Here is a 23201-nt window from a genome sequence, read left to right as displayed (position 1 = left end):
CGGCTCGGGCGGCCCTCAAGTGCATAACACCAGGTCTCGCAAGAGTTCATCGACCGAATGGCTCACAGGCACGCCTCTGCCTCGCCGCAAGGCCGTCATGGGCTTCATTGGGCTTGGCTTGGGCTTGGGCGTCTTTCGCCTTGCCGACTATCAAATTGTCGAAGCCGATAAACTGCGTGAGCGTGCCGATGCGCGCCGCCTGCTTGCGCAGACCCTCTATGCCAAACGCGGCACCATCTACGACCGCAACGGTAACGTGCTGGCGTCGTCGGTCGAATGTCGCAACATCGCCGTGAACCCGCAACTTGTCGAGGATGTTGACAAGACGGTGTCGGCGCTGGTCAAGGCAACTGGAATCGATAAAAAGACCTGCCGCAAGCTCGTTGAGTCCGATGGAACCTGGGTGTATATCAAGCGCCAGGTGGACGAAGACGATGCTGCGGCGCTGGAGAAGAAGAACCTGCCCGGCGTGCTTTTTGAGCAGGCCATGAAGCGCGTATATCCATACGGCAATCTGGCATCGCAGGTGCTGGGTGTAGCGAATGTAGACAACGACGGCTTGACTGGTCTCGAAAAGCAATACAACAAGCTTCTGACCGGCACGAACGGTTCTCTCGTGCGCGAGCGCGCGAGGGACGGCAGCTATATCGCGGGCGGTGCCTATAAAAAGGTGGCTGCGGTCGACGGCGTTGACATCGTGACGACGCTCGACGTCAATATCCAGCGAGCGGCCGAGGATGCCCTGGCAGAGGCTGTCGAGAAGACAAAGGCCAAGAACGGCTCGGCTTTGGTCACCGACCCCACGACCGGTGAAATTCTCGCCGCCTGCTCGTACCCGACCTACGACCAGACCGATCTGGAGAACGCCAAGACCGAGGATATGAACCTGCGCCTGGTCACCGACGCCTACGAGCCCGGCTCGGTCTTTAAGACGCTCGTGGCGGGCGCTGGCTTCGACTTGGGCGTCGTGCGATCGAGTACGTCGTTTGAAGTGCCGGCGAGCATCAAGGTGGGCGACGATACCGTCACCGATGCCGACAAGCGCGACTATGCCATGACCATGGATGTGCGCGAGATGATGCGTCGTTCGTCCAACGTGGGTTTTGTCCTGGTGGGGCGCAAGATCGGTGCCGACGACTTTGCCGCCTATGTGGACAAGTGGGGCATCGGTCACAGCTCGGGTGTCGATTTTCCGGGCGAGAGCCTGGGCATCGTCAAGGAGCGTGACCAGTATGACGGCGCCACGCTGGGATCGATGAGCTTTGGACAGGCGTTGTCTGTCTCGCCGATTGAGATCGCACGTGCCGTGGGCGGCATCGCCAACGGCGGTGTGATGATGACCCCGCACTTCTATAAGTCCAGCAAAGGCGACGAGAAGGACTGGGGCGAAGGCGAGCGCGCGATTTCGGAGGACGCCGCATCCCAGGTGACATCGTGCATGCAGACGGTCGTGTCGGAGGGAACGGGCGTTGGCGGCGCGGTTGACGGCTATGACGTGGCGGGTAAGACCGGTACGGCCGAACGTGCCGACGAGAACGGCGGCTACCTCAAGGAGAACTACATGTCGTCCTTTATGGGCTTTGCACCGGCACAATCGCCCAAGGTGCTGTGCTATATCACGCTCGACGGAACGCCGAGCGGCTCAGATGCCGCTGCGGTGCCGTTCCAGTCCATTATGGCCAACGCGCTCGACGTGCTGGGTATCCCGCACACGAAGTAGGGGGTTACAATCTTTGGGGCGTGGTTTGTTGTCCCATATGAGGGGTGTTCACATGCCCTGCACCACGCATGCGCGGCGCTGGGATACAATACGCCGATAGCATTATTTTGGTTTACAGGGGAGCTGCAATGATAGAGATCGCCGTCAACAACCTCGCGGCCGCAACAGGGGCCCGAACCGTGACGGGAGAAGTCGATCGGGTATGCCGCGGGTGCGTTATCGACTCGCGCCAGGTCGAGGAAGGGACGATTTTCGTCGCCTTTCCCGGTGAAAACGTCGACGGCAATGATTTTGCTTCCCGTGCCGTCCAGTCGGGTGCCGGCGCCGTCGTGATGACGCGTGAGCCCGAGGCCGAGCTGGTCTCGCTGGCGCAGGACAAGGGCTGTGCCATCTTGCTGACCGATGATCCCGAGGAGTTTCTGCTGCGTTTGGCGCACGCGTATCGCCTGGAGCTTGGCTGCCTGGTCGTTGGCATTACCGGTTCCATCGGCAAGACGACGACCAAGGACGTGCTCGCCGCTGTGCTCGCCAAGCGCTATCGTGTCTGGGCCACAAAGGGCAATTTCAATAACCTGATCGGCATGCCGCTCACGGTGCTTTCCGCTCCGGCCGATACCGAGGTCCTGGTGCTCGAGATGGGCATGAACCATTTCCACGAGATCGAGCGCCTGTCTCTGTCTGCCAATCCCAACCTTGCCATCGTGAGCAAGATCGGCACCTCTCATATCGGCATTTTGGGCAGCCGCGAGAACATCGCCCGCGCTAAGGCCGAGATCGTTCAGGGCATGTGCGCCGCCGGCGACTATTTGCCGCTGCTGGTTTTGGGCGGCGAGGACGATTTTACGCCGTTCATTCGCGATACGTTCGCCCAGCCTGCTGGTATCGACGTGATGCTGGCCGGTGTCTCTGACGATGATGAGGTCCGCGCCCGCGACGTTCGCGTTGATGACGAGGGCCGTCCGGTCTTTACGCTCGATTTTGGTCAGGGCGAGACAATCGATACCATGCTTGCCATCCCCGGCGTGCAGTCCGTTCCTAATGCCGTTAAGGCCGCCGCGGTTGCCTATCGCCTGGGCGTGACGCCCGAGCAGATCGATGCTGCCTTTAGGGGTCTCACGATCACCGGACACCGCCAGGAGATCAAGCGCGCCAAGAGCGGTGCACGCGTCATCGATGACTCATATAACGCCAGTGCCGAATCCATGGCTGCTGGCCTCGATCTGCTGTGCTCGCTTTCGTGTACGGGGTCTCGCATGGCGATCCTGGGCGAGATGGGCGAGATGGGCGATGAGGCTCCTCGCATGCATGAGCTCGTGGGCGCCTATGCCGCCGCCAAGAAGCTCGACATGCTGGCGTGCGTGGGTGGTGAGCTGGCCCAGCTTATGGCCGATGCCGCACGCATGATGGGCATGGACGAGGACCGCATCCAGGTGTTCTCCGATTATCAGCAGGTGCTCGACCGCATGGGCGGCGCGCTTGAAAAACATGATGTTGTACTGGTCAAGGGTTCCCGCTTTGTTGAGCTCGACCGCTTTGTGGAAGGTGTGTGCTAGCCCATGTTCGGCAATCCCTCGTATCCAACGTATCAGGCTTTTTTGGGGCTTGGCATCGCCGCCGCCATTGCGCTGCTGCTCATGCCGTGGTGGATCAAGCTGCTTAAGGTCGAGGGTATCGGCCAGCAGGTTCGTGCCGACGGCCCCAAGCGTCATTTGGTTAAGCAGGGAACCCCCACCATGGGTGGCGTTGTCATCCTCGTCGCGATCTCGCTGACCTGCCTGCTGATGGGCAAGCTCACCACCGAGCTCGTACTCGTACTGCTCGCCACGCTGGCGACCGGCGTGCTGGGCCTGATCGACGACCTGACCTCCGTTACGCATGGGCGCTCGCTCGGTCTGACGCCTCATGCCAAGATGATCGGCCTAACCATTATCTGTGTCACCTTTACGGTACTTGCCGTCAACTGGTGCGGCGTCGCCCCCGAGATTCGTTTTCCCGGTGGGTTGACGATCGACCTTGGCGTGCTTTCGACCACCATCTGCGGCTATTCGTTCCCGTGGCTCTATATTGTCTTTTGTTGGCTGATGATTGCCGGTCTTTCTAATGCCGTGAACCTGACCGATGGCCTTGACGGTCTTGCTGGCGGCACCTCCATGATCGCCATGCTCGCCATGGCTGCCATGGCGTTTTTGCACGGAGACGTGAACCTGTCCATCTTCTGCACCGCGTGTGCCGGTGCCTGCTTGGGCTTTCTGTGGTTCAACTGCTATCCGGCGAGCATCTTTATGGGTGATACCGGCTCGCTTGCTCTGGGCGCCGCGTTTGCCTGTACGTCCATCATGACTAACACCGAGGTCGTCTCCCTCATCATCGGCGGCCTGTTTATCGTTGAGACCCTGTCGGTCATGATTCAGGTTGTCTACTTCCACTTTACGCACAAGCGCGTCTTCCTTATGGCGCCCATCCATCATCATTTCGAAAAGAAGGGTTGGGCCGAGACCAAGGTCGTCATCCGTTTTTGGATTATCGCTGCGGCATTTGGTGCCGTTGGCCTTGCTCTGTTCTTCCAGTTGGGATAGTGGTCTTTCATGCCTCTTGCTGATGTCTTTAGCCTGCTCGTTTTGGGTCAGGGCAAATCCGGTCTCGATGTCGCCCGCTGGGCGCTGGCACATCCCGAGCGCGTAAGCGCCGTTACCGTGTATGGCGGCGGTACCTCTGAGCCCAATGATGCCACGCGTGCGCTCGAGGCTGCTGGTGCGTCGTTTGTCTATGGGACCGAACAGGTCGAGGGCGCCTATGACGTATGCGTGACATGCCCGGGCATCTCGGAGTTCTCGGGCTTCTTTAAGGCCGGGCGCGAGCATGCCGCCCAGATTATGGGTGAGCCAGAGTTTGCCTATCGCCTGTCGCCCGATAACTGGATTGCCATCACGGGCACCAACGGCAAGACGACCACCACGTCGCTGACTGATTATCTGCTCAAGGCTTCCGGCGAGGCCAGTGTAGCTGTCGGCAACATCGGCGAGCCGCCTATCAACGAGATTGACGGCCGAGCCCACAACGAGTGGTTTGTGGCTGAGCTCTCGAGCTATCAGATTGCTACGACCACCGAGCTCCACCCTCGCGTTGCGGTACTGCTCAACATCACTCCCGACCACTTGGGCTGGCATAAGAGCCATAAGAACTATGCGCTTGCCAAGATCAAACTGTTTGACAATATGGTCGATGACGATCTGGTGGTTGTCGACGTCGAAGACGCCGGCATTCACGAGTTCGATGAGTACATCTACACGCCGGGTCGTCGCATCTGCAAGGTTGCCTTTGACGAGCCTGAGGGTGAGGATGCCGCCTTTGTACGCGATGGCAAGATGATCGTGCGTCTGAAAGGCGTCGAGACCCCGCTCATCGCTACATCCGAGCTCAAGATCTCGGGCCATCATAATGTTATCAATGCCCTGTGCGCTGCCACAGCTGCCCTGGCAGTCGGTGCCGATGTCGATGGTGTCTGCCGCGGTCTGGCCTCGTTCCAGCCGCTCGAACACCGCGTGGAGCCGTGTGGCGAGATTGACGGCGTGCGCTACGTCAACGATTCCAAGGCGACCAACACCGATGCGGTCGAGAAGGCACTGACGGCATTTCCCGATGACGACGTGATCCTGCTGCTCGGCGGCCACGATAAGGGCACGCCGCTCACGGACTTCGCGCGCGTTGTTATGGATAACGTGCGCTCGGTCGTCTGCTTTGGCGATGCGCGCGAGCGCTTCACCGTCGCTATGGACGAGGCCGATGTCGATGGCGATGTGGATATCGCCCAGGCGGATGACCTACGCGACGCCGTGGACGTCGCCCGTTCGCTGTCGAGCCGTGGTGACGTGATCTTACTTTCTCCTGCCTGCTCTTCGTTCGATGAGTTCTCGGGCTATGAGGAGCGCGGCCGCGTGTTTAAGGACTATGTGGCCCAGCTTGCCGCTGCGGCGAAATCGCAAATGGAATAGGGGTTGCCGGTGAGAGAGGAGAGCCCCCGACAAGGTATGAGGAGGCCCGACTCGGACCGTGCTTCCTCGCAGCGCAGCACACCGCGTTCCGGCCGCGGCGGGCAGACGTTTAGCGAACGCTATATTGCCGGCGTTCCCGCCCGTATCATGCGCCCCCGTCTGATATTTATGGCCTGCCTGTTTACTTTGGTGTGCTTTGGTCTGCTGATGGTGTACTCGGCGTCTTCGGTCGAGGCGCTGCACGAGAATGGCTCGGCGACGTTTTTCCTGGGTCGACAGGCCGCGTTTGCCGTGGTTGGTGTTCTGGCGCTGATTGCCATCGTGCGCGTTTTGCCGGACAGCTGGTTTGGGGAGGATGTGCTCAGGATCTTCCTCATAGGCATGATAGGGCTACTGTTTCTGGTGTTCTTGGTGGGCAGCGGCAGCCGTGGCGCCACGCGCTGGCTCAACATCGCCGGCATTCAGTTCCAGCCTTCCGAGTTTTTAAAGCCATTTGCCATTGCGTATTCGGCCATCATGCTTGATCGCTTCTTTTCGCCCGGTGGCAACATCAACGAATTCCTTCGCAAGATGGGCATCTACCTGGGAATTTCGCTCTTTCTGATCTTTATCCAGCCCGATTTCGGTACCGTCCTGATCATCCTGTTGACCCTCATGTGCATGGCGTTGTTTGCGGGTCTCGACCCCAGATTTATCATCGGCGTGATAATCTTCGGCATTCTCGTGATCGTGATTGCGCTTGTCGCAGAGCCGTACCGTATGGTGCGTATTCAGGTTGCCTTGAACCCTTGGGCCGACGAGTATGGTGACGGCTATCAGGCCACGCTTGCCATCATGGCCTTTGCCTCGGGCGGTCTGTTCGGCCGTGGCATCGGCAACTCAACCATGAAGTACTCGTATCTTCCCGAGGCGCACAATGACTACATCCTGGCCATCATTGGCGAGGAAGTCGGTTTTGTCGGAACCGTGCTGTTCTTCTTGGTGTTTGCGATGCTGATCTACTCGGCGTTTCGCATTGCCGAGCAGGCGACCGATCGTCGGGGCGCGCTCATGGCGTCTGGCTCTGCGGTCATTCTCGCGGTGCAGTTTTTGATCAATGCGCTGGGCATCCTCAACGTGTTTCCCATGACGGGCAAACCGTTGCCGTTTATTAGCTACGGCGGTTCGTCGATTATTGTGTCGCTTATGCTTGCCGGTCTGATCCTGCGCGTTTCGTACGAGAGCGCCCGTCGCGATGAGTACGACCGTCGCCGCGAGAGCTTTGCCGTTATGGATGAGAGTACCGCCGGCGTGCCCCACGTGCGCGGCGAGCGATCTTCGCGTAACGGCTTTACCGTTCTGGATGGCTCTGCGACCGAGCCGGCAGCCCGTCCACGCCCGCGAACGGCTCCGCAAGGTCGTCCGCAGCGCCCCAGCCCTCGCAGCGCGGGCGGCGGATATAATCGAATCGATTTGAACTCGGACCCGTCGGCACGTCTGCGCACCGACGACCAGGGACCGCGTGTACGAAGGGACTACCATGACCGATAAGATGACCGTTGCTATTGCAGCCGGCGGCACGGCGGGACATATCAACCCCGCGCTTGCCTTGGCCGAAGAGCTGCGTGACCGTGGCCACCACGTTGTGTTCGTGGGCCAGTCGCGCAAGCTCGAGGGTCGTCTGGTCCCCGAGGCTGGGTTTGATTTTGTGCCCATTACGGTCACGGGCTTCGACCGCTCCCGTCCTTGGACGGCGCTGACCTCGCTGTGGCGTGTCAACAAGGCCAAGCGTGCGCTCGCCAGTCATTTCTCAAAGGTCGGCAAGCCCGATGCCGCCATCGGTTTTGGTGCCTATGTCGAGGTTCCGCTGCTGGGGTGGTGCAAGGGCGCGGGCGTTCCGTATCTGCTGCATGAACAGAACTCTGTTCCGGGCCTGGCCAACAAGATGATGAACTCCCACGCCGCCCGCGTGTGCATCTCGGTGCCGGCAGCGCGCGCGGTCTTTGAGCGCGAAGGTGACCCTGACCACGTGCTCATGACCGGCAACCCCGTACGTCGCTCGGTGATCGAGGGCGATCGCGCTCGCGGCCGCAAGGCACTTGGCGTTCCCGAGGACGCTACGCTGCTGCTCGTCTTTGGCGGTTCACTTGGCGCCCAGCACCTCAACGAGCGCGTGGCTTCGCTCAAAAACGAGCTGCTTTCGCGCAAGAACCTCTATGTGTTGCATTCGACGGGTGCCGACGGCTTTGAGGAGACCGAGCGCGCTTTGGCGCTGACGCCCGAGGAGGCGAAGCGTTATCGCGTCCAGCCTTACATCGACAACATGGGCGATATGCTGGCTGCTGCCGATTTGGTGCTCTCGCGTTCGGGCGCATCGAGCGTGGCCGAGATCGCTGCGCTCGCCGTGCCCTCGGTGCTCGTGCCGTATCCGCATGCGACGGCCGACCACCAAACCACCAATGCCCGTTATCTGGTCGACGCCGGGGCCGGCGTGCTCTGCGCCGATGCCGATATCGACGGTTCTGCCTTTGCCGATGAGCTGCTGCACCTGGTCGATGACGCGGCGGCGCGCGACGCCATGCGTCAGGCGGCGCGTGGTCTGGCTCAGGATAGGGCCGCCGCTCTTCTGGCCGATGCGGTAGAGGGTTTGCGTTAGTTAGACGGGATATCGTCGGTCGCCCTCGCGCTGATGCGGTAGGTGCGGTACAGTTAACGGGTTACAGGCAGTGTTTACGCAAGGAGTACACGAGCACATGGCTGATTCCCAGACTGCAACCTCCGCGCCCGAGTTTAAGAGCGCCCACTTTATCGGTATCGGCGGCGCCGGCATGAGCGGCATCGCCCTCGTTCTGCACGAGCGCGGTTATGCCGTTACCGGCTCCGACCTTAAGACGTCACGGTATATCCGCCAGCTTACCCGCGCTGGTGTGAAGGTGCACGTGGGCCATGAGGCAGCTACGATCGACGAGGTCAAGCCCGACGTGGTTGTTGTCTCCACCGCTATTCCGGAGTCCAACCCTGAGCTCGTGCGCGCTCGCGAGCTGGGCATTCCCGTGTGGCCCCGTGCTAAGATGCTCTCTGCTTTGGGCCACGGCTACACTACCGTCGCCGTTGCCGGCACGCATGGCAAGACCACCACGTCTTCGATGTGCGCCACCATGCTCGACCGCATGGGTCTGGATCCGAGCTTCTTGATCGGCGGCATCGTCGAGGGCTATGACACGAACGGCAAGAACGGCTCGGGCGACTACTTTGTCGCCGAGGCCGACGAGTCCGACAGCTCCTTCCTGTTCCTGAACCCCAACGTGGTCATTGTGACCAACGTCGAGGCCGACCACCTCGATCACTATTCGGGTATCGAGGAGATCGAGGCAACTTTCGCCAAATTCATGAGCCTGGTGGGCGAGGACGGTACCGTCATCGTCTGCGGCGAGGACCCGCATCTGGTCGAGCTCGCCAAGTCGACGGGCCGTCACGTGCTTTCCTACGGCTTTGCCGAGAGCAACGACATCGTCTGCGTGCACCCGGATGTCAAGGGCATCCAGAGTGACTTTATCGTTCGCTTTGAGGACGGCACTGAGCACGCTGTGGAGATCAAGAGCAACCCCGGTCGCCACAACATGCTCAACGCCACGGCTGTGCTCACCGTCGCCCATGTCCTGGGCCTTGACATCGACGCCGCCGCCAAGGCGCTCTCGAGCTTTGAAGGCGTCCGCCGTCGCTTTACCCACGTGGGCGATATCGATGGCATCACCGTGGTCGATGATTACGGCCATCACCCCACCGAGATCAAGGCGACGCTTGCTGCCGCTTCGTCGCTGGGCTACAAGCACGTCGACGTCGTGTTCCAGCCGCACCGCTATTCGCGCCTGCAGGCCCTGTGCGACGACTTTGCCGATGCATTTGCCAATGCCGATAAGCTGCTGCTGATTGATGTGTTCTCGGCTGGCGAGATGCCCATTCCGGGTGTCACCTCTAAGATGCTCGCCGATACCGTGCGCGCCAAGCATCCTGGCAAGGAGGTCGTGTACTGCTCCAGCCGTCTTGAGCTCAATCAGGAGCTCGAGCAGATGGTGGGCGAGGGCGACCTGCTGCTCACCATGGGTGCCGGTGACGTTACGACCGTCGGTCCCGAGTTCATTGAGTATCTGACTGCCAAGAAAGACGCTTAAGTCTAATGGGTCTGTTTAACGCCGTCATGGCGCTCTCGGGCATGATCGACACGGATGTGATCGAGGACGAGCGCCTTGCGCGTCATACGAGCTATCGTATCGGCGGCAAGGCCGACCTCTTCGTGACGTGCCATAGCTATCATGCCCTCCGCCGCGCCGTGGCGGTGCTCGATCGCGAGCAGGTGCCGTGGGTCATCATCGGCAAGGGCTCCAATCTGCTGGTTGCCGATGGCGGTTATCGCGGTGCCGTCATTTCGCTCGGACGTGAGTTTCAGCGCACGGTTGTTGCCGATGACGGTTGTACGCTGACGGTCGGTGCGGGCGTGATGTTTGCGCGCCTGGTCAACGATGCCCTGTCGCGTAGCCTCTCGGGCCTTGAATTTGCCGTTGGCATCCCTGGTTCGGTCGGCGGTGCGATATCTATGAATGCCGGCACACGGACCGAGTGGATTGGCTCGTTGGTTGAGGATGTTGTAATGTTTGACCCGGCATCCGGTATCAAGCATTATGCGGGGTCCGAGATCACTTGGGGCTACCGCGAATGTAGCCTTCCGCGCAATGAGATCATCCTCGAGTGCGTGCTCAAGCTTAAGCCGGCGCCCAAGGCCGACATTCGCGAGCGCATGGAACGGTACCTGACGAGGCGCAAGCGTACGCAGCCCATGGGTCGCGCATCCTGCGGGTCGGTCTTTCGCAACCCGCCCGATGCGAGTGTGGGCAAGCTTATCGAGGATTGTGGATTAAAGGGTTTTTCGATTGGCGGCGCGGAAGTTTCGCCCGTTCACGCTAATTTTATCGTTAATAACGGAACTGCCTCGGCCGATGACGTTGCCGCGGTTATCAGACATGTGCACGGAAAGGTGAGGGAGGCGTATGGCATCGAGCTCAGACCGGAAGTTAAATTCCTCGGCTTCTAGAGCATCGAAACCCACCTTCCGCCGCGCCGGAGGGCGTTCCGGCGCGCCTGCCAAACCTCAACGCAATACCGTCGCGCACTCTAAGTCTGTCGGGCATGCTCGACAGGCCGGTCGTCCGGTCGTCGGCTCTCAGCTCGGTAATCGTCCGGCCGCAAAAAAGTCCTTGCGTCCCTCGGTGACGTCAAAGCCTGTTATGGGCGCCAAGCCTGCCCGTCCCATGGCAACTCCTAAGCCCTCGACGGGAACTAAGGCGGCGCGTCCGGGTCGCACGCTGGGCGCATCGAAACCGCGCTCGCTGACATCGGTGCCGGCTACCGCCAAGAAGCCTTCGGGTAAAAAAGGCGTCAACCCGTTGTCTTCACTTGGGGCGATGGCAAATAAAACATCAGACGCCGCTTCTGTCGTTACAGGCAAAGGCAAAATCGTGGGCGGCGTTCTGGCCGTCTTGGCCGTGCTCGTCGTCGTTGCCGTCGTGGTGATCAACTCTGGATTGTTTACCGCCACTGATATTCAGATTCAAGGCAGCGAGCATGTGACGAAGCACGATGCTATCCAGCTGATCGATTTGCCCGAGGGAACGTCGCTTTTTAATGTCGATCCCGACCAGATTACCGAGGACCTCAAGCAGAACCCGTGGGTCTCGGGCGTGGATGTCCAGCGTCAGTTCCCGCATACGCTCATCATTACGCCCATGGAGCGCAAGGTCATCGCAATTGCCTATATCAGCTCCGACGACCTTGCCTGGGCTATCGGAGACGATGACACCTGGATCGCCCCGCTGTCGACGTCGGTCGAAGTGGACGACCAGGGCAACGTCATCACGACAGGGCAGGGCTCAAATACCTTGACCGGAATCGATGCCGCGCTGGCGCTCGCCAAGCATTATGGCGCGGTGTTGTTGACTGATGTCTCGGCGGATGTCGCTCCGGTTTCCGGCCAGGCGGTGAACTCCAAAGCTGTTAAGGCCGGCCTGGATTATGTGCGTGGTTTTTCGAGCGAGTTCTTGGGACAAGTTAAGGATATTTCCACGCCTTCGGTCGAAGCCATCTCGGCAAACCTCAATAACGGCATTGAGGTGTCGCTGGGCGATTCGGACGATATCGCCAAGAAGGAACGCGTAGTCACTAAGTTGCTTTCGCAGGTAGAGGGCGTAACGTATATCAATGTGCGCTCTCCGGGCAACTACACATTTAGGAATGCTCCGACCTCGTAGCGCTGGTTGATGCTTTGTTGAGGGGCCATACCACGCCGTTTATCTGGTTTGTTTGGTTTTCACGGTCAATTATTTGACTGATACGTTCATAATGTGCAAACATAATACGGTTTACCTTTGCATTTACTTTCAACCTGAAGGTTAATGTGCGCAGGGGTCGACCCATGCTATGGCTATAACCTTTGTTCGGAGGACCGACATGCACGAGACAGAGATCAACAACTACCTTGCCGTCATTAAGGTGGTCGGCGTCGGCGGCGGCGGTACCAACGCGGTCAATCGAATGATCGAAGAGGGCATCCGCGGCGTCGAGTTTGTTGCCATCAACACCGATGCTCAGGCGCTCGCGATCTCTGATGCCGATATCAAGGTGCACATCGGCACCGACCTTACCCGCGGCCTGGGCGCCGGCGCCAACCCCGAGGTTGGCCGCAAGGCTGCCGATGAGTCCCGCGACGACATTGCCGAGGCGCTCGCTGGCGCCGACATGGTGTTTATCACCTGCGGTGAGGGCGGTGGCACCGGTACCGGCGCTGCTCCCATCGTTGCCGATATCGCGATGAACGAGGTCGGCGCACTGACCGTCGCCGTCGTGACCAAGCCCTTCACCTTCGAGGGCCGCAAGCGCAAGAAGAGCGCCGAGGAGGGCATCAAGACCCTCTCCGATTGCGTCGACACCATGATCGTCATCCCTAACGATAAGCTGCTCGACATCGCCGAGAAGAAGACCACCATGCTCGAGGCCTTCGCGATTGCCGATGGCGTCCTTTCCCAGGGCACCCAGGGCATTACCGACCTCATCACCGTCCCCGGTATCATCAACCTGGACTTCGCCGATGTTAAGACCATCATGAAGCAGGCCGGTACCGCCATGATGGGTATCGGTACCTCTTCTGGGGATACTCGTGCCGTCGACGCTGCCCAGCAGGCCATCTCCAGCCCGCTGCTCGAGAGCTCCATCGATGGTGCCACGCGCGTGCTGCTCTCCATCGCTGGTTCCAAGGACCTGGGCATCCAGGAGATCAGCGACGCCGCCGACGTTGTCGCCAACGCCGTCGACCCCGAGGCGAACATCATCTTCGGTACCGTTGTCGACGAGTCCCTGGGTGATCAGGTGCGTATCACCGTCATCGCTACGGGCTTCTCCGATTCCAACGTCAACCGTCAGGACGAGCTCTTTGCTGCTCAGCAGTCTCAGAGCAAGGCCGCTGCCTCCGCTGAGCCGCAGCGCACCGCTCCGGCTGCCAGCCCGGCTCAGGCCGCTCCGACCCGCAACGTCGGTGGTACCGAGCTGCCCAACTTTGGCAACGACCAGTTCGAGCTTCCCGACTTCCTGAAGCGCGGTAGCTTCTAGTTCGTTTTTCTCAACGACCTGCACGGGGTGTGTCCATTTGGATGCACCCCGTTTTGTTTCTCGTTTGTAAACGAAAGCCTCCAATCTCCTTACGTTCCCTTTACGTTTGGTCCCTACCGCTGCGGGTATCCTTTTAGGGAAGTATGACAGCCGTATAAACGCGGACTGCGCGGCGACGCCGCGGTACTTGTGTTATTAGGAGGCTTTAGTATGGCAGCACGTGCGGACAACGTTTCGCGTGTCGACCATGATGGAGTTACGTTGGTGGAGGGCGCGACATCCGATGTCCGCTTTGCCTTTACCGAGCGCACCGGTGGCGTTTCTGAAGATGCGTACTCCTCGCTCAACCTGGGCTCGCATGTAGGCGATGACCCCTTTGCTGTTCAAGAGAATCGTCGTCGAGCGCTCGAAGCTATGGGCGCCACTGAGTGCGAGCATAATCTGCTCGTGCCCAATCAGGTACATGGTGACCATATCGTTACGGTGACTTCGAACGGCGCCGACGATCTTGAGGCTGTTCGCGAGCAGATTGCCGAGGGCTGCGATGCCATCGTCTGTACGGCCCATGACGTGCCCGTGCTGCTCTGCTTTGCCGACTGCGTTCCCGTGGTGCTGGTGGCCCCCGGTGGATTTGCCGTGGTGCACTCCGGTTGGAAGGGCACGATTGCACGTATTTCTGCCAAGGCGTGCCAGGCGCTTTGCGATGCTGCCGGCTGCGATGCGAGCGACGTTTCCGCCTATATCGGCCCCCATATCTTGGCTGATGAATATGAGGTATCCCAGGAGCTCATGGATCGCTTTGCCGCCGAGTTCTCTTGCATCGATGCGAGTATCTCTCGCATGCTCGATCTTTCCGCTGCCATTTGTGAGGCGCTGGTAGATGCCGGTGTGGATGCGGATAATATCGTGGATACCCAGCTTTCGACTGTGCGTCAGAACGACCGCTTTTATTCCTACCGTAACGAGAGCGGCACCTGTGGGCGCCATGCTGCGATCGGCGTGATGCTATGAGAAAGATCGTATCGGTCCTGAGCGCCGCTGTGCTTACGCTTACGCTGTGCGCCTGTTCTTCGGGATCTTCTACCTCTTCCATTACCGTGGCCGGCTCCACGACCTGCCTTCCTATCGCCGAGATTGCGGCAGAGGGCTTTAAGGAGGAGACCGGCATCGACGTGCTCGTTTCCGGTTTGGGTTCTTCCGCTGGCATCGAAGCCGTCAGCGCTGGCACGGCCGATATCGCCAGCTCCTCCCGTGGACTCAGTGCCGACGAACAGGATCTGGGCCTGACTCCCATCGTCATTGCCCACGACGGTATCGCGGTCATCGTGAACGAAGGCAACCCCGTCGATAACCTCTCGACCGAGCAGCTCCGCGATATCTATGCCGGCAAGATTACTAACTGGAAAGAGGTCGGTGGCGAGGACCTGAAGATTCAGGTCATCAACCGAGACGAGGCGTCTGGCACGCGTGAGGCCTTCCGCACCATCGTGATGGACGGCACCCCGTTCGATCGCCGGTCCGCCGTTCTTTCGGGCACGGGCCAGGTGCGCGACGTGGTATCTCGTTCGCGCGGTGCCATCGGCTACATTTCGCTGGGCTTCGTCGAGAGCCTCAATGCAAAGACTTCGGTCAAGGCCGTCTCGGTCAATCATGTCGAGGCGTCCGAGAAGACAGTCGCGAGTGGCGGCTATCCCATCTCGCGTGACCTTTACTTCTTTGTGAAGGGGACGCCTTCGCAGCAAGCGCAGGATTACATCGACTACGTGACGTCCGAGAAGATGGACAAGCAGATTCGCGAGGCGGGCTTTATCCCCGTCACCAACGACGAGAAGGGGAGTGAGTAGCATGGAAGCACAGGAAAACTCCCAGACTGGGCAGAATGTTCAGACGCCCAAGAAGCGCGAGCTGGCGCTCGTTTCGCGCAGCACCTATATCAAGGAGAAGGCGCTGCAGTGGATCTTCTTTGCCTGCGCGTTCTTGGCAGTCGTCACCGTCATCCTGATTTTTGTCTTTACCACGTACTCGGCGCTGCCCGTCTTTACCGACATCGGTCTGGCGGACTTCTTTAGCTTTACGTGGGCGCCCTCCGAGGGCCACTACGGCATCATGTCGCTGCTGGCCGGATCGGGTCTGGTGACCGTCGGTGCCCTTGCCATGGGTGTGCCCCTGGGTGTGGGCACGGCTGTGTATCTGGTCGAGATTGCCAGCAAGCGCGTGCGCAAGCTCATCAGCCCTGCCGTCGACCTGCTGGCGGGCATCCCTTCCATCATCTACGGCTTCTTCGGCATGATCATCATCCGTCCGTTTATCGCGCAACTGACCGGTGGTCTTGGTTTTGGTGCGCTGACGGCGTGGTTCGTGCTTGCCATCATGATCGTCCCTACCATCACCACGCTCACCATCGATGCCCTCAATTCTATTCCCATGGGTATTCGCGAGGCATCGTATGCCATGGGTGCTACTAAGTGGCAGACCATCTATAAGGTCGTGCTACCTGCCGCCAAGCTGGGTATCGTGGATGCGATCGTGCTGGGTATGGGCCGTGCCATCGGCGAGACCATGGCCGTGCTCATGGTCGTGGGTAACGCCCCGGTTATTCCCGACAGCATTGCGAGCCCCATCTCGACGCTCACGAGCCAGATCGCGCTCGACATGAGCTATTCCTCGGGTCTGCACCGCTCGGCGCTGTTCGGCATGGGCGTGGTCCTGTTTATCATCTCCGCCACGCTGGTGGGCGTCGTCCGTCTGATTTCCAAGAAGAAGAGGGGGTAGGCTATGTCCGATTCCGTTGACACGACGGTCGATACGACCTCGTCGCGCGAGCGCATCAAGCGTGCCCTTTCCCACGGCAAGAAGGGCCGCATCAACAAGGACCTGTCCAACAAGATCATGCTTGGCGTGTTTCGTGCCGCGGCATACATCACCACACTGGTGCTGGTTGCTATCATCGCCTACGTGGTCATTAACGGTCTGCCGCATATCTCGCTCGACTTTATCTTCGGTTGGCCCCAGGGCGTCAACGCCGAGGGCGGAATTTGGCCCACGATCGTCTCGACCGTCTATGTGACGGCGCTCGCCATGCTTATCTGCACGCCGATTGCTGTGCTGGCAGCCGTCTATCTGGCCGAGTACGCCAAGCAGGGCAAGGTCGTCGAGCTCATTCGCTACGCTGCTGACGCTTTGGCCTCGGTGCCCTCTATCGTTATGGGCCTGTTTGGCTACGCCTTGTTTGTCGAGGCCATGGGCCTGGGCCTTTCGATGGTCTCTGCCGCTCTGGCACTCGCGCTCTTGATGCTTCCCATCGTCATGCGCACCACCGAAGAGGCCATTCGCGCCGTTCCGCGCTATATCCGTTGGGGCGCGTACGGCCTGGGCGCCACCAAGTGGCAGGTCGTTTCCAAGATCGTGCTTCCTTCTGCCTTTGGCCGTATTGCCACGGGCATCGTCCTCGCCATCGGCCGTGCCATTGGCGAGACCGCGGTGGTGCTCTACACCATGGGCCAAGCCATCAATCTACCTATTTCGCCGCTCGATTCCGGCCGTCCCATGACGGTTCACCTGTACCTGCTTGCAAACGACGGCATCAACATGAACGCAGCCTACGGCACCGCGCTCTTGCTGATGGTGATCATTCTGGCCTTCAACCTGTTTGCGCGCTTCCTGTCGCGCAAGCGTCGCTAGTTAAGGAGTCCCATGTCCGTTTATCAGTCCGCTCCCACGCTGGAGCAAGCGGCCATTACGGCCAAGGATTTCAACTTTTGGTACGGTGACTTTCATGCGCTGACAGGGCTTGACCTCAACATCGCCAAAAACGCCATCACCTCCTTCATTGGCCCTTCGGGCTGCGGCAAGTCGACGTTTTTGCGCTGCATCAACCGCATGAATGATCTGATCGAGGGTACGCGCGTCGAGGGCACCATGACGCTCGACGGCAATGATATCTATGCCGAGGGCGTCGACCCGGTCGACCTCCGTCGTCGCGTGGGCATGATCTTTCAGCAGCCCAACCCGTTTCCCAAATCCATCTACGAGAATGTCGCCTTTGGCCCTCGTCTGCAGGGCGTGACTAGCAAAAGCGACCTCGATGACATCGTGGAAGAATCGCTCAAGCGCGCCAACCTCTGGAAAGAGGTATCCAATCAGCTCAACAAGGATGGTTTGGCGCTCTCGGGCGGTCAGCAGCAGCGTCTGTGCATCGCGCGCGTGCTTGCGGTGCAACCCGATGTCCTCCTGATGGACGAGCCCTGCTCCGCCATCGATCCCACATCCGTCTCTAAGGTCGAGGATCTGATGGCCGAGCTGGCGCCCGAGATGACGATCATCATCGTCACGCATTCAATGCAGCAGGCGGCTCGTATCAGCGACTACACCGCATTCTTCTTGCAGGAAGTTGCCGGCGAGCCCGCCACGCTCATCGAGTATGGTCAAACCGACGCGATCTTCACCAGCCCGGTGGACTCGCGGACGGAAGACTATATCACCGGCCGCTTTGGCTGATCGGTGCGACTAGTCCCAAGCCGATCGGACCTGGTCCGGTGCGTATTCACTGTGCGGGCGGCATGACCGCACCCAACTGATTGGAGTGAACCATGCGCAAACTGTTTTCCCGTCAGCTCATCGAGGCCCGTCACGAGATGCTGAGCATCTATGAGGCCGTCGATCTGGCTCTCCACGATGCCGTGAAGGCCCATGTGACCGACGACCGCAAGCTCGCCACCAAGACCAAGAAACGAACGCTTTCGATTGACGCGCGCTGCGCCAACCTGGAGGCCGTCTGCTACAACCTGATCGCCACGCAGTCACCGGTCGCCTCCGACTTCCGCCTGCTTCAGACGATCATCTACGTCGACTTTAACCTGCAGCGCATGACCGATAAGGTCCGTCAGATCTGCCGTGCCACGCGTCATATGATCAAGGCCGACATCTCGCTGCCCAAGGAGCTTGTCGGCACGGTCAAGGCCGAGGCTGAGGCCGTCTACCAGGTGCTGGGCTCTTCGCTTTCTGCACTCGTCACCAATGATATGTCCATCATCTGCAACCTGGCCGTCGAGGACGAGCCAGTGCACGCCGCCTACGAGAAGTTCTTCCGCACCTTTAACCGTATGGATACGGGCGACTTTATGGACGACGACAGCAACTATGACGACCTGCGCCGCGCTATCATGGTTTCGCGCTACCTCGATCGCATCGCTTCGATTTCCATCGATGCCGCTTGCCGTCTGACCTTCCTGTTGACTGGTCAGCGTATGAACGCCGGCGATATCGCCCGTGTGGACGAGGATGAGCTCGAGAGCATGCGCGTGCCTTCGGGCGAGGGCGTTATCATGAGGCCCGCCGTCGACGCGCGCTACGTTGCCAAGGTGCCCGTTAACGAGGTCAGCGAGGGTCTTCGCTACCTGCTCGATCATCTTGAGGACGAGGATGATGGCGAGGACGACGAGGAGTAAGTAGCCCCGTTCGTCGAAAGATTGTAAATACCTAAGTGAGCGCGGCCTTGCACATGCGGGGCCGCGCTCTTGCGTTAGCATGGGACTACTTGTTTGGCTGTCAGCGGAGGCGATTAGCAATGGATAACTATTTGGACTTGATGCGCGCTCGCCGCGAGCAGATTCTGGAACGTTTTTATGCGGCGCTCGATAGCGCGGGCCGCCCCCACGACGCCGCGCGCCTCATTGCCGTGTCCAAGACCGTTGGTGTCGATGAGACCGTTGCTGCCATCCAGGCGGGGTATCGCCATTTTGCCGAGAACCGCCCGCAGGAGCTGGTTCGCAAGCTCACGGGTCTGGCGGAGCATCCGGAGCTGCCCGAGGTGCGCTTCGATATGATCGGCAACCTGCAGACCAATAAGATCAATGCGGTGCTGGGCTCAGCCGAGCTGATTCACTCGGTGGGTTCGCTGCATCTGGCGCAGGCGATCTCGAGCCGTGCTGTCCGCAAGATTGAGGCAGGCGAGCTCGCCGGCCCCCAGCGTGTGCTCATCGAGGTCAATGTGAGTGGTGAGGAGTCGAAGGGAGGCTTTTCGCCCGATGAGATTCGCGCCGCCGCGGGTGAGCTTGCGGAGCTTGAGGGAATTTGCGTGCAGGGGCTTATGACTATGGCGCCCCGGGGGAATAAGGATGTGGCACGCCGCACCTTTGCGGGGCTTCGTGAGCTGAGGGATGAGCTGGAGACGGCACATCCCGATTTGAACCTGCCTGAGCTTTCCTGCGGCATGAGCGAGGACTTTGAGCCTGCCCTTGAGGAGGGCTCTACGCTCGTTCGCCTGGGCAGGGTAGTATTTAGCCCGGAGTTTGCAGTAAAATAAGGCTCTGAAGTGCGCACTGATTATCGGGGCGCCTGCACTAAACCGCGAGAGGACACAACCATGGGCTTCCTTGACGAGATTAAAAATAAGATGCACCTGGGCGGCCAGCAGGGTTACGACCAGGGTTATGGCCAGGACGACGACTACGGCTACGATGACGGCTATGACGATGGTTATCAGGGCAACGGCTACAGCGGTGCTTCGGGCGAGGGCTTCTACACCCAAGACGAGCCGAGCAACGGCCTGCTTGGTCAGACGCGCCGTGGTGAAGCTGAGTCGGTTGCCGTGTATACGCGCTCCGGTCAGCTGGTCGGCGATGACTCCCGCCATGCCACGACGTATAACCCGCCTTCGCGCTCGCAGGACAGTGTTGCGAGCGGTTATCGTCCTGGTGCCTATGACACGCCGTCGAGCTACGCCGAGAACACCCGCGCCCGTGCCGCCGCTGCGCCCGCGCCTGCACCGAGCGATGCCTCGGCCTATGCGAGCAACATCATCAACGCCACGCCGCAGCTGCCGGCTTATGTCCTGCGCCCCGAGAGCTATGACGACGTGGAGACCGTGGTGCGCCGCGTTCGCACCAAGCAGCCTGTCGCACTGATTTTCGTGGGCGTACGCACCGAAGTTGCCAAGCGCGTCTTGGACTTCTCTTACGGCTTTGCCTGCGGTCTGGGTGCCACGGTCAAGGAGGTGGGCGACCGCGTGTTCATGGTGCTGCCCGCCGGCTGCGAGGTCAAAGATTCCGATCTCAAGAAGCTTCGTGCCGACGGCTACCTTAAGTAAAGACAAGACGAGGAGATTCCCATCAACATCTACACTATCGTCCAGCTGGTCAACACACTGTTCAACTTCTATTCCACGCTCATTGTCGTCTACTGCTTTATGACGTGGATTCCCATGAAGCAGGGTGGTTTGCTTCAGGATATTGCCGCGGTGCTTGATAGCGTGTGCGGTCCGTGGCTCAACCTGTTCCGTCGTTTCATCCCGCCGATGGGCGGTATCGATTTTTCGCCGGTCGTTGCGATTATTGCGTTGCAGTTGGTGCAGAGGCTGGTTCTGCAGCTTCTTATAGGTATACTCGTGTAGAACTGACTTAGTAACTTACGTCGGGCGTGTAGCGCCGAGGCGATGAAAAAGGAGACTTGTTATGGCTATTACCCCTGCAGACATCCAGGCTCAGACTTTCTCTGAGGCCAAGCGTGGCTACGATCCTGCCGAGGTCGACGTCTTCTTGGAGACGCTGTCCTCCGAGGTCGACGCTATGCTCGCTAAGATCGTCGACCTTAAGGGTCGTCTGACTGCTACCGAGCAGCAGCTTGCCGATGCCCAGGCTCAGCTTGCCCAGGCTCAGGATGCCACCGCCCAGGCCGTTCCTGCCGCCCCCGTGGCTGCTCCCGCCCCTGACTTCTCCGCTCAGGAGCGCCAGATTTCCGCTGCCCTGATCGCTGCCCAGCAGACCGCTGAGACCATCGTCAACGATGCCAACGAGAACGCTGAGCGTATCCGCAACGAGGCTGACGCCAAGGCCCGCGAGGTTATCCGCCAGGCTCTGACCGAGAAGCAGGCCGAGCTCGAGGAGATCGATCGTCTCAAGGCTTCCCGTGAGGAGTTCAAGGCCGAGTATCTCAAGCTCATCCAGCACTTCATGGACGATGCCCAAAACTCCTTCCCGGCCGACCTCATGGCCTCCACGCCGGTCGGTTCTGCCGCTTCTCCTGCGGTGACTGTTCCCGCCGAGCCGCTGCCCGTTGCTGACCCGGTTGTCCCCGTGGCCGATCCCTTCGCCCCGATCGACAACTTTGCCGCCGACGACTTGGACTAACATTCGTCCTACAATTTAGTATCTCGAAAGGACCCGCAGCTTGCGGGTCCTTTTTTATGACTGTGCAGGGTGTGCAGGGGCGCGCAACATAAAAAACCGAGCCCTGCGCATAGTGGCGCAGAACTCGGCGAATGGGTGAGCGGTAAAAGGTAGGTTTTAGGGCATGTGCCAAAAACTACTTGAGGAGGAAGTTGGGGAGGGGAATGGTGCGGGCCTCGCGATGCTCGGGATCGGCGATGTGGTCGGCAGGATAGCCACAGACGAGCATGTGATAGGGATAGACGCCCTTGGGCAGGTCGAACTGCTCCTGTGCCACCTCGGGCTTAAAATGGCATACCCAGCACGTTCCCAGGCCCTGCTCGGTGGCCTCCATCATCATCTGGTCGCACACGATGGACGTATCGATTTCACTGGAATTCATCTGGTCATACGGACGCACCCAAGCATCATCGGTAACGCTGCAAATAAGGAAGACAAGCGGAGCCCCAAAGATAGACCCATCACGAGCAAACCGAGGCTGACAAGCAGCAGCCTTCTCCAGAAGCTCAGGCGTATCCAGCACCATCACACGGGTTGGATGATTATTACAAGCAGAAGGAGCAATCCGCCCCGCCTCAACAATGGCATCCACTACCGACTGCTCAACAGGACGGTCCTCAAACTCGCGACAAGAATAACGACCCCGAGCCAGATCCAAATAAGACATACAAGCCCTCCAACAATTTAATAACGAAATAAAAGACAACCAAAGGGTACCCAGAGCAACATTCAGCCAAACGCTCAGCGCTGCCCAAAGTCATGACTGATGCCAAAGACGCTTTCAACCAAAGCCACCATGCATTCCGCCTATTAGCCCAGGTTCCCAATGGTGATACGTAAGGCGAAGGCCCGACACCTATTTACTTTCGAACGACTCTGCCACGCAGCCGGAGTGAGAAAGCAAATAGGTGCCGGGCCTTCGCCGGTGGGACGCGTACCACTAATTAACCGCTTTTGAACGACTCTGCTTGCAGCCGGAGTGAAAAAGGTTATTAGTGGCCGGGCCCGCGACCGGTGGGACATGTACCCCCAATTAACTGTTCTTCATGACAATCGAATCCACGACATCGGCCACATTCTCGCAGCAGTCGGCGCAGTACTCCAGGAAGGCGTACACGTCACGCCAAGCGATGACCTCGAGCGGGTCCTTGCCGTTAACGTGCAGGTTACGCATGGCGTTGATATAGAGCTCGTCGGCCTCGGACTCGATGGTGTTGATCTGGATGACGAGCTCGCGCAGCGTTTTGGACTTGCGGTAGTTAGGCAGCTCGACCATCAGGTCTTTCATGGCGCGGCAGGCGTCGGTCACCTTGTGGGCGATCACGATGGCATCGGGATGGATGCTCTGGATGTTGGTGAAGTAGACGCGCTGCACGACGCCCTCGATACGGTCGAGCACGGTGTCGAGCGAGCAGCTCATCAGGTCCAGGTCCTCGCGCTCAAGCGGGGTGATAAAGGCCGTGAGCAAGGCGTCTTCGAGCTCGTGGTGCTTCTTGTCGGCCGCATGCTCGATCGCATGCATCATGTCGAGCATATCGTGAATCTTTGCGGGATCGAAGTTCTCGAAAATCTTGGTAAGCAGCTCGGCGGCCTGGACGGCTAGGTCGGCGCAGGCGACGTAGTTGTCAAAGTAGAACGAATCGGGTTTCTTTGCCATGAGTGGGTCCTTTCGAGGCGAAGACGGGTGGG

The 23201-nt window shown here is 59.6% G+C and carries 22 protein-coding genes; 20 read left to right on the top strand and 2 right to left on the bottom strand.

Translation table 11 applies throughout. The features are described from left to right. Nucleotides 1–97 precede the first annotated feature (97 nt). From ACEG18_RS02720 to ACEG18_RS02625, 20 genes are all read left to right on the top strand, one after another. Entirely contained in the window at nt 98–1720 is a 1623-nt protein-coding gene (locus ACEG18_RS02720; RefSeq protein WP_372541150.1) for a peptidoglycan D,D-transpeptidase FtsI family protein, read from the top strand. A 128-nt stretch (nt 1721–1848) separates the two neighbouring features. Beyond that, nucleotides 1849–3273 carry a UDP-N-acetylmuramoyl-tripeptide--D-alanyl-D-alanine ligase gene (locus ACEG18_RS02715; protein WP_089571578.1) on the top strand — a complete coding sequence of 475 codons (1425 nt, stop codon included), beginning with the start codon at nt 1849–1851 and terminating at the stop codon, nt 3271–3273. A gap of 3 nt (nt 3274–3276) precedes the next feature. Beyond that, nucleotides 3277–4296, top strand: a complete 1020-nt coding sequence (mraY, locus tag ACEG18_RS02710; RefSeq protein ID WP_089571579.1) for a phospho-N-acetylmuramoyl-pentapeptide-transferase — start codon at nt 3277–3279, stop codon at nt 4294–4296. A gap of 9 nt (nt 4297–4305) precedes the next feature. Then, nucleotides 4306–5712: a UDP-N-acetylmuramoyl-L-alanine--D-glutamate ligase gene (gene murD / locus ACEG18_RS02705; protein ID WP_372541149.1), complete on the top strand. Its 1407-nt coding sequence runs from the start codon at nt 4306–4308 to the stop codon at nt 5710–5712. A gap of 36 nt (nt 5713–5748) precedes the next feature. After that, complete coding sequence (gene ftsW, locus ACEG18_RS02700) at nt 5749–7242, top strand: putative lipid II flippase FtsW (RefSeq protein ID WP_372541148.1); 1494 nt, start codon at nt 5749–5751, stop codon at nt 7240–7242. Further along, nucleotides 7232–8347, top strand: a complete 1116-nt coding sequence (murG, locus tag ACEG18_RS02695) for an undecaprenyldiphospho-muramoylpentapeptide beta-N-acetylglucosaminyltransferase (RefSeq protein WP_372541147.1) — start codon at nt 7232–7234, stop codon at nt 8345–8347. The genes ftsW and murG overlap by 11 nt, the downstream gene beginning before the upstream one ends. A 97-nt stretch (nt 8348–8444) precedes the next feature. Continuing rightward, nucleotides 8445–9863: a UDP-N-acetylmuramate--L-alanine ligase gene (gene murC / locus ACEG18_RS02690; RefSeq protein ID WP_099431529.1), complete on the top strand. Its 1419-nt coding sequence runs from the start codon at nt 8445–8447 to the stop codon at nt 9861–9863. A 5-nt stretch (nt 9864–9868) separates the two neighbouring features. Continuing rightward, the gene (gene murB, locus ACEG18_RS02685) at nt 9869–10780 is read left to right on the top strand and encodes a UDP-N-acetylmuramate dehydrogenase (RefSeq protein ID WP_372541146.1); all 912 of its coding nucleotides are present in this window, start codon (nt 9869–9871) and stop codon (nt 10778–10780) included. A 217-nt stretch (nt 10781–10997) separates the two neighbouring features. Further along, nucleotides 10998–11993 carry a cell division protein FtsQ/DivIB gene (locus tag ACEG18_RS02680; RefSeq protein WP_372541145.1) on the top strand — a complete coding sequence of 332 codons (996 nt, stop codon included), beginning with the start codon at nt 10998–11000 and terminating at the stop codon, nt 11991–11993. A 199-nt stretch (nt 11994–12192) separates the two neighbouring features. Then, nucleotides 12193–13347 (top strand): cell division protein FtsZ, encoded by a 1155-nt coding sequence (gene ftsZ / locus ACEG18_RS02675; protein WP_055251674.1) that lies wholly within the window; start codon nt 12193–12195, stop codon nt 13345–13347. A gap of 210 nt (nt 13348–13557) precedes the next feature. Next, nucleotides 13558–14358: a purine nucleoside phosphorylase YfiH/LACC1 family protein gene (locus ACEG18_RS02670; protein WP_372541144.1), complete on the top strand. Its 801-nt coding sequence runs from the start codon at nt 13558–13560 to the stop codon at nt 14356–14358. Then, a complete protein-coding gene (locus tag ACEG18_RS02665) occupies nt 14355–15191 on the top strand; it encodes a phosphate ABC transporter substrate-binding protein (RefSeq protein WP_372541143.1) in 837 nt (278 codons plus the stop codon). The genes ACEG18_RS02670 and ACEG18_RS02665 overlap by 4 nt, the downstream gene beginning before the upstream one ends. Before the next feature lies 1 nt (nt 15192). Next, the gene (pstC, locus tag ACEG18_RS02660) at nt 15193–16119 is read left to right on the top strand and encodes a phosphate ABC transporter permease subunit PstC (RefSeq protein ID WP_372541142.1); all 927 of its coding nucleotides are present in this window, start codon (nt 15193–15195) and stop codon (nt 16117–16119) included. Nucleotides 16120–16122: 3 nt separating this feature from the next. Continuing rightward, nucleotides 16123–17028 carry a phosphate ABC transporter permease PstA gene (gene pstA, locus ACEG18_RS02655; protein WP_006234250.1) on the top strand — a complete coding sequence of 302 codons (906 nt, stop codon included), beginning with the start codon at nt 16123–16125 and terminating at the stop codon, nt 17026–17028. Nucleotides 17029–17040: 12 nt separating this feature from the next. Further along, nucleotides 17041–17844 carry a phosphate ABC transporter ATP-binding protein PstB gene (pstB, locus tag ACEG18_RS02650; protein WP_089571588.1) on the top strand — a complete coding sequence of 268 codons (804 nt, stop codon included), beginning with the start codon at nt 17041–17043 and terminating at the stop codon, nt 17842–17844. Between the two features lie 92 nt (nt 17845–17936). Continuing rightward, complete coding sequence (locus ACEG18_RS02645) at nt 17937–18794, top strand: phosphate signaling complex PhoU family protein (RefSeq protein WP_372541141.1); 858 nt, start codon at nt 17937–17939, stop codon at nt 18792–18794. A 119-nt stretch (nt 18795–18913) separates the two neighbouring features. Next, the gene (locus ACEG18_RS02640; RefSeq protein ID WP_372541140.1) at nt 18914–19651 is read left to right on the top strand and encodes a YggS family pyridoxal phosphate-dependent enzyme; all 738 of its coding nucleotides are present in this window, start codon (nt 18914–18916) and stop codon (nt 19649–19651) included. A gap of 60 nt (nt 19652–19711) precedes the next feature. Further along, the gene (locus ACEG18_RS02635) at nt 19712–20434 is read left to right on the top strand and encodes a cell division protein SepF (protein WP_022094497.1); all 723 of its coding nucleotides are present in this window, start codon (nt 19712–19714) and stop codon (nt 20432–20434) included. A gap of 15 nt (nt 20435–20449) precedes the next feature. After that, entirely contained in the window at nt 20450–20737 is a 288-nt protein-coding gene (locus tag ACEG18_RS02630) for a YggT family protein (protein ID WP_040358293.1), read from the top strand. 61 nt (nt 20738–20798) lie between these two features. Beyond that, nucleotides 20799–21473, top strand: coding sequence for a DivIVA domain-containing protein (locus tag ACEG18_RS02625; protein WP_006234242.1), 675 nt, complete (start codon nt 20799–20801; stop codon nt 21471–21473). A 175-nt stretch (nt 21474–21648) separates the two neighbouring features. On the opposite strand, the gene ACEG18_RS02620 is transcribed toward ACEG18_RS02625, so the two are convergent. Together ACEG18_RS02620 and ACEG18_RS02615 are read right to left on the bottom strand one after the other, a co-directional pair. Then, on the bottom strand, nt 21649–22179 hold the full coding sequence (locus ACEG18_RS02620) for a nitroreductase family protein (RefSeq protein WP_372541139.1): 531 nt from the start codon (nt 22177–22179) through the stop codon (nt 21649–21651). Between the two features lie 366 nt (nt 22180–22545). Further along, nucleotides 22546–23169 carry a DUF47 domain-containing protein gene (locus tag ACEG18_RS02615; RefSeq protein WP_372541138.1) on the bottom strand — a complete coding sequence of 208 codons (624 nt, stop codon included), beginning with the start codon at nt 23167–23169 and terminating at the stop codon, nt 22546–22548. Nucleotides 23170–23201 lie beyond the last annotated feature (32 nt).

The organism is Collinsella aerofaciens (genome assembly GCF_041537385.1).
In the GTDB taxonomy this organism is placed as follows: Bacteria; Actinomycetota; Coriobacteriia; order Coriobacteriales; family Coriobacteriaceae; genus Collinsella; species Collinsella aerofaciens_BV.
This window is presented reverse-complemented; position numbering and strand designations above follow the sequence as displayed.

Excerpts from the sequence above, each read along its gene's own strand:
- murD (WP_372541149.1), top strand. The coding sequence starts at position 4,306 with ATGCCTCTTGCTGATGTCTTTAGCCTGCTCGTTTTGGGTCAGGGCAAA.
- ACEG18_RS02620 (WP_372541139.1), bottom strand. The coding sequence starts at position 22,179 with ATGTCTTATTTGGATCTGGCTCGGGGTCGTTATTCTTGTCGCGAGTTT.
- ACEG18_RS02715 (WP_089571578.1), top strand. The coding sequence starts at position 1,849 with ATGATAGAGATCGCCGTCAACAACCTCGCGGCCGCAACAGGGGCCCGA.
- ACEG18_RS02670 (WP_372541144.1), top strand. The coding sequence starts at position 13,558 with ATGGCAGCACGTGCGGACAACGTTTCGCGTGTCGACCATGATGGAGTT.
- murC (WP_099431529.1), top strand. The coding sequence starts at position 8,445 with ATGGCTGATTCCCAGACTGCAACCTCCGCGCCCGAGTTTAAGAGCGCC.
- ACEG18_RS02665 (WP_372541143.1), top strand. The coding sequence starts at position 14,355 with ATGAGAAAGATCGTATCGGTCCTGAGCGCCGCTGTGCTTACGCTTACG.
- ACEG18_RS02615 (WP_372541138.1), bottom strand. The coding sequence starts at position 23,169 with ATGGCAAAGAAACCCGATTCGTTCTACTTTGACAACTACGTCGCCTGC.
- ACEG18_RS02635 (WP_022094497.1), top strand. The coding sequence starts at position 19,712 with ATGGGCTTCCTTGACGAGATTAAAAATAAGATGCACCTGGGCGGCCAG.
- ACEG18_RS02680 (WP_372541145.1), top strand. The coding sequence starts at position 10,998 with ATGGCAACTCCTAAGCCCTCGACGGGAACTAAGGCGGCGCGTCCGGGT.
- murG (WP_372541147.1), top strand. The coding sequence starts at position 7,232 with ATGACCGATAAGATGACCGTTGCTATTGCAGCCGGCGGCACGGCGGGA.
- ACEG18_RS02645 (WP_372541141.1), top strand. The coding sequence starts at position 17,937 with ATGCGCAAACTGTTTTCCCGTCAGCTCATCGAGGCCCGTCACGAGATG.
- ftsZ (WP_055251674.1), top strand. The coding sequence starts at position 12,193 with ATGCACGAGACAGAGATCAACAACTACCTTGCCGTCATTAAGGTGGTC.
- murB (WP_372541146.1), top strand. The coding sequence starts at position 9,869 with ATGGGTCTGTTTAACGCCGTCATGGCGCTCTCGGGCATGATCGACACG.
- ACEG18_RS02625 (WP_006234242.1), top strand. The coding sequence starts at position 20,799 with ATGGCTATTACCCCTGCAGACATCCAGGCTCAGACTTTCTCTGAGGCC.
- pstA (WP_006234250.1), top strand. The coding sequence starts at position 16,123 with ATGTCCGATTCCGTTGACACGACGGTCGATACGACCTCGTCGCGCGAG.
- pstC (WP_372541142.1), top strand. The coding sequence starts at position 15,193 with ATGGAAGCACAGGAAAACTCCCAGACTGGGCAGAATGTTCAGACGCCC.
- ftsW (WP_372541148.1), top strand. The coding sequence starts at position 5,749 with ATGAGGAGGCCCGACTCGGACCGTGCTTCCTCGCAGCGCAGCACACCG.
- ACEG18_RS02720 (WP_372541150.1), top strand. The coding sequence starts at position 98 with ATGGGCTTCATTGGGCTTGGCTTGGGCTTGGGCGTCTTTCGCCTTGCC.
- ACEG18_RS02640 (WP_372541140.1), top strand. The coding sequence starts at position 18,914 with ATGGATAACTATTTGGACTTGATGCGCGCTCGCCGCGAGCAGATTCTG.
- pstB (WP_089571588.1), top strand. The coding sequence starts at position 17,041 with ATGTCCGTTTATCAGTCCGCTCCCACGCTGGAGCAAGCGGCCATTACG.
- mraY (WP_089571579.1), top strand. The coding sequence starts at position 3,277 with ATGTTCGGCAATCCCTCGTATCCAACGTATCAGGCTTTTTTGGGGCTT.